This window comes from Planococcus sp. APC 3900, assembly GCF_030407735.1.
GTDB classification, from domain to species: Bacteria; Bacillota; Bacilli; order Bacillales_A; family Planococcaceae; genus Planococcus; species Planococcus notacanthi.
Genome location: NZ_JASDCT010000001.1, coordinates 152,486 through 164,222, shown reverse-complemented (window position 1 = coordinate 164,222; position 11,737 = coordinate 152,486). Strand labels below are relative to the sequence as shown.

Sequence of the window (11,737 nt, the reverse complement as noted above, 5' to 3'; positions counted from 1 at the left end):
GGAAAAGATGATGATGAATGAGCCCTAAAGTTTCCTTTCCCATTAAATTTATTTTAAGCCTGCTCCTGCTAGTGCTGACACTGGTCATTTCCTTGATTTTTGGAGCGGCGGATATCAGTCTGAAAGAAGTAGGGCTGGCGTTATTTTCAACTAGCTCCAGTGACGGCATTGGGGTCATTCGGGAGATCCGGCTGCCGCGCGAAATTGCCGCCATCTTTGTCGGCGCTGCTCTTGCTGTATCTGGTGCGATGATGCAGGGCATGACCCGCAATCCGCTGGCTGACCCGGGTCTTCTCGGTTTGACCGCAGGTGCTAACGCGGCGTTAGCCTTCACGTTGGCTTTCATTCCGGCTGCCAATTATTTCGGCATCATGATTGCCTGCTTTATCGGAGCTGCAGCCGGTGCTGCTTTAGTGTTCGGTATTGGTGCCGCAAAAAAAGGCGGATTTTCGCCTTTCCGGATTGTTCTTGCCGGTGCAGCCATATCTGCCTTCCTGACAGCGATTGCTGAAGGAATCGGCCTGTATTTCAATATCTCCAAAAATGTTTCCCAATGGACAGCCGGCGGATTGATCGGCACTTCTTGGGGCCAGCTGCAGGTAGTGGTTCCGTTTATCGCCGTGTCCTTGGTGATTGCGCTGCTGCTGTCTCGCCAGCTGACCATCCTCAGCTTAAGTGAAGAAGCCGCCATCGGCCTCGGCCAGAAAACGGCTCAGGTCAAGGCGATTCTCTTTGTCGTCATTACGCTCCTTGCGGGTGCTGCCGTTGCGCTTGCCGGCAATATGGCGTTTATCGGCTTAATGATTCCGCATGTGGTACGGGCAATCGTCGGGACCGATTACCGTTTCATCATCCCGATGTCGGCAGTGGCAGGAGCGATTTTCATGCTGCTGGCTGACCTGATTGGCCGGACGATCAATGCACCGTTTGAAACACCGGTAGCAGCGATTATTGCAATCATCGGTTTGCCGTTCTTCCTGATCATTGTCCGTAAAGGAGGCAAAGCATTCGCATGATGCACCCAAGCTTACGTAAAAAACAACGAATTTCGTATTATTCATTGCTGGCATTGATTTTAGTGACAGCAATTGCCAGCATGGGGCTTGGCTACTCCCCTATCTCCTATGATCGATTGGTGCCGGCTATTCTTGGCCAAGGCACATTTAAAGAAGAATTTATTCTGTTTTCCATCCGGCTGCCGCGCATTTTGATCACGCTTCTCGCCGGGATGGCACTGGCTTTGTCGGGTGCGATTTTGCAGAGCGTAACGCGAAATGACCTGGCAGACCCGGGAATCATCGGCATCAATTCCGGTGCCGGCGTCGCCATTGCAGTTTTCTTCTTGTTCATTCCGGTAGAGGCCGGATCTTTTGTCTATTTGATGCCAATTGTGGCATTTTGTGGAGCACTTGCGACCGCTGCATTGATCTATGCCTTTTCTTACTCCCGCATCACAGGCTTGCAGCCGATCCGCCTCGTGCTTGTCGGAATCGGGTTTTCCATGGCCTTGTCAGGAGTCATGATTGTCTTGATTTCTTCAGCGGAACCGGAAAAAGTCGATTTCATCGCCAATTGGCTGGCCGGTAATATTTGGGGAGCCGATTGGCCATTTATTGTAGCCATCCTTCCTTGGCTGCTGGTGCTCATTCCGTTCACTTTGTATAAAGCCAATCGAATGAACGTCCTCGGCCTCAGCGATCCTGTTGCTGTCGGCATCGGCGTATCCATTGAGAAAGAGCGGGTCGTCCTGTTGCTTGCAGCTGTCGCGCTGGCGGCTTCCGCTGTGTCAGTTACCGGAGGAATCGCCTTCATTGGCCTGATGGCTCCTCATATCGCTAAATCCATCGTAGGTCCGCGCCATCAGCTGTTCTTGCCGCTAGCCATCCTGATCGGCGGCTGGCTGCTGCTGCTGGCGGATACCGTCGGCCGAAACCTGCTCGAGCCTTCCGGAATCCCAGCAGGCATCATGGCTGCATTGATCGGAGCTCCATATTTCATTTACTTGCTGTTGAAAAAATAACAGACAAAAACACAGTCAGCCTCTTCACGGAGCTGACTGTGTTTTTATTTGCCCAGAAGCAGAAATTACGCGCTTTCCACTGAGCGAATCCATTCTATTTTAATAGCGTTTGTCCAGTTGTTGAAATTATGTGTAAAGCTGGCTTCTTTTTCATTTAACACTTGTGCATTGCAGACCACGGTTTCGTTGTTTATATGCAACTTCACTTCGTACCGGCCGGGCGCCGGCAAAGAGTAGAATGGCAGAAGCCCGTTTTTGGGACACCAATTGACTGCATAGAATTTCCCCAGTAATTTCTGGAGGACCGAAATATTTCCTTTCGCCAACGCCTGGCGAATACGGGTGGAACTGATTTTCTCTCCATTGTATTCCATCAGTTCGATGACAGATACGCCGAAATGCCCTTCGCCCTGCTTCTGCAATGTATTCGTGCAGCCGCTTCCTTTGGAGCCATAATGGAAATCCACACCGCAAACCACGTGGATAGCATTCAAACCAATCAAAAAACGTTGGACAAAATCAGCAGACGCCAAACCTGCAATGTCACGGTCAAAATGAACCAGGAATAAAGTATCGACACCAAGCTCTTCAAGCACCGCCTGCTTTTCTTCAAGCGGCATCAAATATTGAAACGGCTTATCCGGATCTCCAATAACCGTTTTCGGATGAGGGAAAAAACTCATGACCGCTGTCGGCACTCCGTTTTTGCCAGCCAGCTGTTTCGCTCTTTCAATCACGGATAAATGGCCTTTATGCAAACCATCAAAAAAGCCAATTGCAAACACTTGCTGCTGAAATTGATTTTGCCATTGTGCCATGTTTTGACTTGTTAAATGAATTGTTTGCATAAAAAACCCTCCCGCTTAATTTTTTACTGCCAGCCCTTGCGCTACATCATAGATTAAGTCTTCCTGTCCGCCCACTGCCTTCATGCGGCCCAGCTCCACCAGAATGTCGCGTTCATCGACGCCAAAGCGCTTGGCGGCAACGTTGGTATGCAGCAGAAAACTGGAGTAGACGCCGGAATAACCCATCACCAGGCTCGCCCCGGTGATTTCCTGCGGCCGTGGCATGAACGGCGCCACTGTATCGTTTGCCACATCCATGATTTTATAGAGATCAATGCCCGTTTGGTAACCGAGTCGCTCCAGAACCGCAACCATTACTTCCGTCTGCGTATTTCCGCTGCCGGCCCCCAAAGCCCGCAGGCTGCCATCGATATAAGTGGCACCCGCCTTGACTGCCGCAACGGTATTCGCCATGGCCATCGACAGGTTGTTGTGTCCATGGAAACCGATTTCGCAGCCGACGGATTGCTTTAATGCCGAAATGCGATCGGTGACATCTTGAGGAAGCATGTAACCGGCGGAATCGGTTACGTAAATGACTTCGGCGCCGTAGCTTTCAAATAGTTTTGCCTGTTCCACAATTTTTTCGACACTCGCCATATGCGCCATCATCAGGAACCCGACTGTTTTCAAACCCAGCTCACGCCCTAAAGCAATATGCTGAGCCGCAACGTCCGCCTCTGTGACGTGAGTCGCCACCCGGACCATTTTCGCACCAGCTTTGACCGCATTCTGCAGGTCGCCTTTAACGCCGATGCCTGGAATCAGCAGGACCGATACCTCAGCCTGTGTGCATTCATCTGCCGCTGCTTCGATCAACTTCAATTCATCATGTGCAGACAAGCCGTACTGCAAAGACGAGCCGCCGAGCCCGTCGCCATGGGATACTTCAAAATAGCGGATGCCCGCTGCATCCAGCCCACGGGCCGTTTCACGCACTTGTGTTGGAGTAAAGGCATGAGACATCGCATGGCTTCCATCACGGAGTGTTACGTCTAATAGTTCAAATGATTTCTTGTCCATTTGTTCCTCTCCTTACGCGTTTGCCGCTATTAACTCTCTTGCCATTTCATTGGCTACTTTGGCAGCTGCAGCCGTCATGATATCCAAGTTGCCCGAATAGGCCGGGAAGAAATCCCCTGCTCCTTCCACTTCCAAGAAGACCGATACCCGCTGTCCATCAAATTGCGGTGTGCCGCGCAAGCGATAGCCGGGAACATATTCCTGAACCTCTTTCACCATCTTCTCGATCGAAGCTACAACTTCCGCCTCTTCAAAACCTTTATCTTTAATCAAAGCATTGACTGTATCCCGCATGATTACTGGGGGTTCTGCCGGATTTAAGATAATGATGGCTTTTCCTTTCGCTGCTCCGCCAACCGCTTCAATGGCACGGGCTGTCGTATGCGTAAACTCATCAATATTGGCCCGTGTTCCGGGACCTGCACTCTTGCTGGCAACTGTCGCCACGATTTCAGCGTATTCTACAGGCGCTACACGGCTGATGGCGTAAACCATCGGAATCGTTGCCTGCCCGCCGCATGTCACCATGTTGACGTTTTCTGATGCAAAGTTCGCTTTTAGATTCACAGGAGGAACGGTAAATGGTCCGATTGCCGCCGGCGTCAAATCAATGACTTTCTTGCCGGCTGCGGTCAGCCGATCGCTATGTGCCTGATGCGCATATGCACTTGTCGCATCAAAAACGATATCCACCAAATCGATCTGCTCCATCAGTCCGTCAATGCCTGTGGAAATTGTCGTATAGCCTGCATCCTTGGCACGTTTCAGCCCTTCAGAATCCGGGTCGATACCAACCATGACGCTCATTTCCAAAGAGTCGCACCGTTCGATTTTATACATCAAATCCGTCCCGATATTTCCGGAACCGATGATGCCCACTTTTAATTTACTCATTTTTTCACCTCTGCCGGTTGAAATGAAATGCTGACTTCGCCCAGTTCACCAAAATCCGCCTTGAAGCTGTCGCCGTTTGTGAATGGCAGCGCTTTTGACAAGGCTCCCGATAAGACGAACATGCCAGGCTGAATGCTGATGTCATAGCGGCTCACTTCATTGGCCAACCAGACGACAGCGTTCAACGGATTTCCCAATACCGCATCGCTGTTTGCCGTGTCGATGCAGTCATCGTTTTTGTATACCGACATCCCGACGTTGGCGATATCAATCTCTGACAGGGATGTTCGTTGCGAACCCAATACTGCGCCTGCCGACGAGCCGTTGTCTGCTACGGTGTCTTCGAATTTAATGCGCCAATCTGCTATCCGGCTGTCGATGATTTCAATGGACGGAACCACGTAATCCGTCGCCTCAATGACATCCTCTACTGTCACATTCGGACCTTTCAAGGTTTTTTTGAAGACAAATGCGATTTCAAATTCCACTTTAGGTTGGATAAATCGCTCGGGATCCACTCTATCCGCTTCCGGAAAAACCATGCTGTCCAGAATAAATCCGTAATCCGGCGTGTGGACGTTCAGCATTTCCTGCATCACTTTACTCGTTAAGCCGATTTTCAGCCCTTTGACAATGGCTCCTTCACTTACTTTTTGCTGTATTTGATGCAGCTGGATGCGATAAGCATCATCAGCTGTTATCTGTGCTTCGCTTTCAGTTAATGGAGCAATGGGCTGTTTGAACAGCTCTGCATCCAGCAACTTTCGTGCGATTGTCTGAATTTCCATTAGCTCACCTGCTTATAATTTATTTGCTTCTAGTGTTTTTACTTCACAATACTGCCCGCTGAAGAAGAGCAATGGATTTTTATCCTGTAATTTGATGTCTGTCACTCTTCCAATGAATAAAGTATGGTCGCCTTCTTCATAAACTGAAGCCACATCACATGTTACTTGCGCCACCGCACCTTCAATCACCGGCAGTCCATCCAAAGAAGCAAACTGGACTTCACCTTGCGGCTTCCCAGCAAAATGTTTGGACATCAGTTCCTGATCCTCGGCTAAGATATTGACTGCAAAACGCTGAGATTGTGTTACTTTCTCCAAAAAGCGTGCACGATGTCCGACTGAAATGACTACTAATTTAGGATCCAGAGATACCGACATAAAAGCATTTGCCGTCATTCCATGAACGTCCCCTTCGTGAGCTGTGGTCAGCACTGTCACCCCAGTTGCGAATTTGCCCATTGCTTGTCTGAATAACAAATCGTCCATTTTACATTCTCCTTTATACTGTGATATGGTAACGTGGCTACATTCTTGTAACCGCTTACTTCTTATTTCTGGGTGTTGACACTCCATAGAATTTAGTATTTACTGAATTGAAAATCTTACACCTTGAGAATAGCATTTAAAAAAATCTGAAAATACAATCAACTAATAGCAATTTTTGCTGAATTTTAGTTTAAAATGTTTAAAAGGTTTTTTAGTATAGTTATTTATCTGAAAATCGGAAGTTGATGTCCAGCCACAAACTCCGATTCTTATTTCTATGTCCCGGTAAATGAATTTGCATCTGATGAGGGGGAAATTACTATGAATCCTAAAGAACTGCACTTGAAAGATGTCTTTGATTCAACTAAAGAAACCATTATCACGGAATTATATGATCGGGTCATCACCATTCCGATCGAAGCCAGAACCGCCTTGAAAAAAGAACTCTTTGCCGTCATCGGGAAAGATCGGACGAAAGGCGTTTTTACCCGCTACGGGTGGCATTGCGGGGTAGGTGATGGAGAAAAATCCAAGCTATTCAAATGGGAAAACGTCTGGGAAGCCGTATATGCCGGCCCAAAATTCCATAAGCTGCACGGTTATCTGGATAAAGTGGAAATTCTGGAGATGCGCATCGACAAGGAACAACTGGAGTTTATTGAAGTACTGTGGGTCAATACATTCGAAGCAGAACAACATTTGAAAGCGCATCCAACAAGTGAGGTGCCGGTCTGCCATACGTTATGTGGCTATGCGAGTGGCTATCTGTCGACAGTTCTTGGCCAGCCAGTATTAGTAAAAGAGATTGAATGCCGCGCTATGGGGCATGAACAATGCAAATGTATTTGCATGCCAATTGAAAAATGGGGAGACGAAATCTCCAGTGAACAGGATTATTATCAGGCTACCAGCATGATCAATGAACTCGATGAAATGACGGAAAAACTTAAAACTGAACGCGACCACTTGAACAAAGCCAACGATATCCATCAACAATTGATCGAGGAATTGCTATCCAAGCAAGGCATCCAAAAGATTGTTGATATTCTATTTGAAACTACGGGTTTGACGGCATTTATTGAAAATGAAAATCACCATGTCCTTGTCCATGCCGGCCATCTGGAGGAACCGCTTGATTTGCAGAAGTTTGCTTCAAAGCAGACCACCTTCTCTCCTTATTCAAAAGATTTTTCCTTATTGCGGACACCTATTTTCTACGAGCAGCAGATAAAAGGCTATTGTTCATTTGTATATCCAAATGAAGAGAAGCCGAACGACCTCGATTATCTGATTATCGAGAAAGCAGGATTGACCTCTTCGATTATTCTGCTGAATGAAAATATCAAGATCAATACGGAACAAAACATCAAACGAAGCTTTTTGAATGATCTTTTGGAAAGCCGGTTAACGGAAGAAGAAATGTACAAAGTTTCCTATTACCTGAATTTCGATTCCTCTTCCTCCTATTGGATGTTGGCGATTGATCGAAACAAAAAAGATCAGGAAAATGAAATTGAGTTTAACGAAGAACTGATCCGTTATATCAATTTGTTTTTGAATGAGCGGAATATCAATACGATTGTTTCGCAGAAGCTCGATAAGATCATTGTGCTGATTGAGTATCCATCCTTTGAGAATTTGAATATGAGCCAGGAGAAATTCATCGACCAATTATTGAAACACTGTCTGCGCCGATTTGCCAGCTACCGTTTCTGCATTGGCGTCAGCACAGTGATTCAGGATTTCATGGACATCACTATGCTCTATAAAGAAACCTTGGCTGCTCTGCGCTCCACCAATGAACAATCCACTATTTCATACTTTAAGCAATTAGGCATCGAAAGTGTCCTGTTCCAAATACAGGACGAAGTATTGATTGACCGGTTTGTAGATCAGCATATCGGAAAACTGTTATCGATAGACGTTGAGTTCGATTTGATCCGGACGCTTTACGCATACATCGACAATGGCAACAGCATCAACAACACTGCCAAAAAATTATCGATGTCCATCAGCGGATTGCGTTACCGGCTAGCCAAAATCAGTGAAATCCTTCAACAGGACCTGACTGACACCCAGGCTGTGTTTTCGATTTACTTAGCCATCAATATTCTAAAATCTAAAGGGAATATCCGTATTTAAACCCCTAAGCCTTGCCCCAGATAACACTCGGGGCAAGGTTTTTTTTATGTTACCATCATCTTTATTCTAAATTATCTGATAATATAATTATATCAATAAAGTATAATTTTTCATCAAAATCTTTAAAAACCTATTTAATTAAGTTTTTTTCGGCTTTAATAATTTTAATTTATATATTAAAAAACCATTTAGATGAATACGTTTCAAAACCTCTATATTTTCCATAGCTTTCATACCTACTTTCAGATTTTTCTGTTTGTTATGATTCATTTAATTCCAAACCGCTGACAAACGGGTTTTGAAAACGCTTACCAAAAGGAGGAATGGAAATGTCAATCAATCAATTGGAAGTTCAACAAACTACGCTCAATCGGGAGGAACTACTCGAAAAGGCGAAAGCGATTGGACTGATTGCTGAAAAGTATGCTTCTGAAGCAGAAAAAAATGCCAAGCTTTCCGATGAGGTTATCGAAAAAATCAAAGAGGCTCAATTCCATAAATTGCTGCGCCCGAAAGAATATGGTGGCCAGGATCTGGATTATTTCACATTCGGAGAAATGATTCGCACGATCGCTTACCATAGTGTGCCAGCAGCCTGGTTAAGCTATTTCTTCGTTATACATGAAACATGGCCCGCTTTCCTGCCAAAAGAAAGCCGGGATTTACTCTTCAATCAAGGCGGCTTGATGGCCGATGTCTTTGCTCCTGTCGGAAAAGTTACAGATGACGGTGAAGGTTACCGCCTATCCGGACAATGGAACTTCTGCAGCGGCGTTTTATGGAGCGACTGGATTGCACTCGGCGCTGTCGCGAAATTAAAAGACCGTTCAGAACCGGAATACAGCATGTTCATCGTCCACAAAGACGAAGTTGAGATCGTCAACAATTGGGATACGTTAGGGCTGCGAGGCACAGGCAGCAACGGCGTTCTCGTGGATAATGTCTACATCGAACCGAACCGCGTGTTCAAAATGGCCCGCGTTATGGCCGGAGAAGGGCTTGGGGAAGACAATTACGATCCGGACTATCAAATCGCGAATGTCCCTTATATGCAATTCTTCTTGATGGGCTTCCAGTTTATCCAAATCGGCGGAATCGAACGCTTGATGCAGATTTTCCAGGACAAAACAGAAAATCGCATCCGTATTTTCAACAAGGGACAAAATGAAAAACAGGCAGCCAGCAGCCAGCGCGTTTTGGCAGAATTGAAGATCCAGTTGAGTGCACTAAAAGGGTTATCGAATGAATATGTTGAGAAGCTAACGTATTACCAAAAAAACAGCATGGTTACTTTGGAAGAAGAAGAGCGCGAGAAGCTATTCGCCATTCGGGGATACGTTGCGAAAAGCGCCGCAGAAATGGCGTTGCGCGTCATGCTGACACTCGGCGGAAACTCCGTTTATAAAACAGATCCAACAGAGATGTTTGTTCGTGACCTGATTACAGCTGCTGTCCACCCGACACATCTTTACGAAGATTCTCTAGCAGCTTACGGAAAATCCATTTTCGGCTTTGAAGGAAACCCAACGTGGTAAAAAAATCTGAGGAGGCAAATAAAATGACAAAAGAACCGATTTTAGACGTTGCACAATTAGCCCATGTAGAAATTTACAGCACAGACTTGGAAGGTTCGGTAAAATTTTTCCGGGAAATCCTGGGGATGGAAGAATCACAACGCGAAGGCAATTCCGTCTACATGCGTGCATATGAAGATTTTTATCACAATACCTTGATCATTACGGCAAGCGATGAAGCAGGTCTCGGCCATATCGGCTGGCGGGCTACCTCTCCGCAAGCGTTAGAGCGCCGTGTCCAGGCACTGGAAGAACTCGGCTACGGGATTGGCTGGATTGACGGCGATGTCGGGCATGGCCGCGCGTATCAGTTCAAGACACCTGACGGCCACAAGATGGAAATCCTATGGGATGTCGAGTACTACGAAGCGCCGGAAGACCAGAAAACACCGCTATTGAACCGTCCTCAAAAACGTCCAAACCGCGGCGTGCCGGTACGCCGCATTGACCACGTCAACTTGATGGCCAGCGAAACCAACAAAAACGTGGAATTTCTGGAAGAAGCGTTGGGCTTTAAAGTGCGCGAGCGCATTCTGGATGAAGACAACAAGGACATTGCGGCTTGGATGAGCGTCTCCAACCTGGTGCACGACGTGGCTATTATGGGCGATGCGTTAGGCGAAAAAGGCCGCTTGCACCATATCTGCTATTGGTATGGCTATCCGCAGCACTTGATGGATGTGGCCGACCTGTTGGTTGAAGGCGGATTCCAAATTGAAGCGGGCCCCGGCAAGCACGGCGTGACCCAAGGCAACTTCCTGTATGTTTTAGAACCAGGCGGCAACCGCGTGGAATTGTTCGGTGATTCCGGCTATCAAATCTTTGATCCGGCATGGAAAACTGTCGAGTGGAAAGGCGCCGACCTGGAGCATGCCATCATCTGGCACGGCTCGAACCTGCCAGCAGAATTCTTTGAATACGCTACGCCGGTGCGTGCTAAATCACCCGTGGAAAATGTCTAATAACGAAACGAAGCTAAATTTTCGAGGATAGGCTGATAGGGGCTGGAGGAAACCCGTAATAGGTTCTTCTGGCTTCTTTCCCAGAATGAAAGGAGAATAATGATGACAACAACTGCAAACATCTCTTCAAAATTTATGGAAGTTAACGGCATCAACACGCACTACCACGAGGAAGGAACCGGGGAAGAAACGATTATCCTGATTCATGGATCCGGTCCCGGCGTTTCCGCCTATGCCAATTGGCGGTTGATCATCCCGCCACTCAGCGAGAACTACCATGTCTTCGCCCCCGACATCATCGGCTTCGGCGAAACGGACAAACGGGAAAACGGCGACTATCCGGTGGAATTGTGGGTGGAGCATTTGATTGGCTTTATCGAAGCAGTAGCGGACGGCCCTGTTTACCTGGTGGGTAATTCGATGGGCGGCGCGTTATCGATGCATGTCGCGTCCCGACGGCCGGACCTCGTGAAAAAACTGGTCCTGATGGGGGCTGTCGGCAACCACCACGAGATTTCGGAAGCACTGGACCGGATTTGGGGCTACGAAGCGAGCTTGGAAGAAATGCGCGAACTGATCAAACTGTTCTCGTACAACCAGGAAGCTGCCAACAACGAAGAACTGGTCCGCCTGCGCTATGAAGCGAGCATGCGTCCGGATGTCAAACAGTCCTTCGAAGCGATGTTCCCCGAACCGCGCCAGCAAAAACTGGATGAACTTGCGCTGTCGGACGACGCCATTCGCAACATCCAAATCCCGGCGCTGCTGTTCCACGGCCTGAATGATCAGGTCATTCCGATCGAGCGAACGAGTTACCGCCTGATCGAAATGTTGCCGCACGCCGAACTGCACGTCTTCAACGAATGCGGTCATTGGACGCAGATCGAGAAGACCGAACCGTTCGTGGAGCATATTTTAAGTTTCATTAAATAAATGCGGCAAACCAATCAATCATTAAAAAAACGTTGAGGATTCATATCCTCAACGTTTTTTCCAGTTA

Annotated in this window: 11 protein-coding genes; 6 read left to right on the top strand and 5 right to left on the bottom strand. The window is 47.4% G+C overall.

All coding sequences use genetic code 11. The features are described 5' to 3' along the window. The first annotated feature begins 17 nt into the window (after window positions 1-17). Window positions 18-1,016, top strand: a complete 999-nt coding sequence (locus QMA04_RS00730; protein WP_290183618.1) for a FecCD family ABC transporter permease — start codon at window positions 18-20, stop codon at window positions 1,014-1,016. Further along, on the top strand, window positions 1,013-2,020 hold the full coding sequence (locus QMA04_RS00725) for a FecCD family ABC transporter permease (protein WP_290183617.1): 1,008 nt from the start codon (window positions 1,013-1,015) through the stop codon (window positions 2,018-2,020). Before QMA04_RS00730 ends, QMA04_RS00725 begins: the two co-directional genes overlap by 4 nt. Window positions 2,021-2,085: 65 nt before the next feature. Here QMA04_RS00725 and QMA04_RS00720 read toward each other — a convergent pair whose 3' ends face one another. Genes QMA04_RS00720 through QMA04_RS00700 form a run of 5 tightly spaced genes read right to left on the bottom strand, consistent with a single transcriptional unit; the run spans window position 2,086 to window position 6,059 of the window. Then, window positions 2,086-2,868 (bottom strand): FAD synthetase family protein, encoded by a 783-nt coding sequence (locus QMA04_RS00720; protein WP_290183616.1) that lies wholly within the window; start codon window positions 2,866-2,868, stop codon window positions 2,086-2,088. 15 nt (window positions 2,869-2,883) lie between these two features. Then, entirely contained in the window at window positions 2,884-3,891 is a 1,008-nt protein-coding gene (gene dmpG / locus QMA04_RS00715; RefSeq protein ID WP_290183615.1) for a 4-hydroxy-2-oxovalerate aldolase, read from the bottom strand. 12 nt (window positions 3,892-3,903) lie between these two features. Next, entirely contained in the window at window positions 3,904-4,785 is an 882-nt protein-coding gene (locus QMA04_RS00710; RefSeq protein ID WP_290183614.1) for an acetaldehyde dehydrogenase (acetylating), read from the bottom strand. Then, window positions 4,782-5,573, bottom strand: coding sequence for a 2-keto-4-pentenoate hydratase (locus QMA04_RS00705; RefSeq protein WP_290183613.1), 792 nt, complete (start codon window positions 5,571-5,573; stop codon window positions 4,782-4,784). Before QMA04_RS00705 ends, QMA04_RS00710 begins: the two co-directional genes overlap by 4 nt. 12 nt (window positions 5,574-5,585) lie before the next feature. Beyond that, window positions 5,586-6,059 carry a flavin reductase family protein gene (locus tag QMA04_RS00700; protein WP_290183612.1) on the bottom strand — a complete coding sequence of 158 codons (474 nt, stop codon included), beginning with the start codon at window positions 6,057-6,059 and terminating at the stop codon, window positions 5,586-5,588. A 321-nt stretch (window positions 6,060-6,380) separates the two neighbouring features. Here QMA04_RS00700 and QMA04_RS00695 point away from each other — a divergent pair, with 321 nt between their 5' ends. The 4 genes from QMA04_RS00695 (at window position 6,381) to QMA04_RS00680 (ending at window position 11,670) form a co-directional block, all read left to right on the top strand. Then, the gene (locus QMA04_RS00695) at window positions 6,381-8,201 is read left to right on the top strand and encodes a helix-turn-helix domain-containing protein (RefSeq protein WP_290183611.1); all 1,821 of its coding nucleotides are present in this window, start codon (window positions 6,381-6,383) and stop codon (window positions 8,199-8,201) included. Between the two features lie 329 nt (window positions 8,202-8,530). Further along, complete coding sequence (locus QMA04_RS00690) at window positions 8,531-9,736, top strand: acyl-CoA dehydrogenase family protein (RefSeq protein ID WP_290183610.1); 1,206 nt, start codon at window positions 8,531-8,533, stop codon at window positions 9,734-9,736. 23 nt (window positions 9,737-9,759) lie between these two features. Then, complete coding sequence (locus QMA04_RS00685; protein WP_290183609.1) at window positions 9,760-10,737, top strand: catechol 2,3-dioxygenase; 978 nt, start codon at window positions 9,760-9,762, stop codon at window positions 10,735-10,737. Between the two features lie 102 nt (window positions 10,738-10,839). Next, on the top strand, window positions 10,840-11,670 hold the full coding sequence (locus tag QMA04_RS00680) for an alpha/beta fold hydrolase (RefSeq protein ID WP_483313709.1): 831 nt from the start codon (window positions 10,840-10,842) through the stop codon (window positions 11,668-11,670). Window positions 11,671-11,737 lie beyond the last annotated feature (67 nt).

What these genes read in the sequence shown, in the direction of transcription:
- QMA04_RS00710 (WP_290183614.1), bottom strand. Translation starts at nt 4,785, where the DNA reads ATGAGTAAATTAAAAGTGGGCATCATCGGTTCCGGAAATATCGGGACG.
- QMA04_RS00685 (WP_290183609.1), top strand. Translation starts at nt 9,760, where the DNA reads ATGACAAAAGAACCGATTTTAGACGTTGCACAATTAGCCCATGTAGAA.
- dmpG (WP_290183615.1), bottom strand. Translation starts at nt 3,891, where the DNA reads ATGGACAAGAAATCATTTGAACTATTAGACGTAACACTCCGTGATGGA.
- QMA04_RS00705 (WP_290183613.1), bottom strand. Translation starts at nt 5,573, where the DNA reads ATGGAAATTCAGACAATCGCACGAAAGTTGCTGGATGCAGAGCTGTTC.
- QMA04_RS00700 (WP_290183612.1), bottom strand. Translation starts at nt 6,059, where the DNA reads ATGGACGATTTGTTATTCAGACAAGCAATGGGCAAATTCGCAACTGGG.
- QMA04_RS00680 (WP_483313709.1), top strand. Translation starts at nt 10,840, where the DNA reads ATGACAACAACTGCAAACATCTCTTCAAAATTTATGGAAGTTAACGGC.
- QMA04_RS00690 (WP_290183610.1), top strand. Translation starts at nt 8,531, where the DNA reads ATGTCAATCAATCAATTGGAAGTTCAACAAACTACGCTCAATCGGGAG.
- QMA04_RS00695 (WP_290183611.1), top strand. Translation starts at nt 6,381, where the DNA reads ATGAATCCTAAAGAACTGCACTTGAAAGATGTCTTTGATTCAACTAAA.
- QMA04_RS00725 (WP_290183617.1), top strand. Translation starts at nt 1,013, where the DNA reads ATGATGCACCCAAGCTTACGTAAAAAACAACGAATTTCGTATTATTCA.
- QMA04_RS00730 (WP_290183618.1), top strand. Translation starts at nt 18, where the DNA reads ATGAGCCCTAAAGTTTCCTTTCCCATTAAATTTATTTTAAGCCTGCTC.
- QMA04_RS00720 (WP_290183616.1), bottom strand. Translation starts at nt 2,868, where the DNA reads ATGCAAACAATTCATTTAACAAGTCAAAACATGGCACAATGGCAAAAT.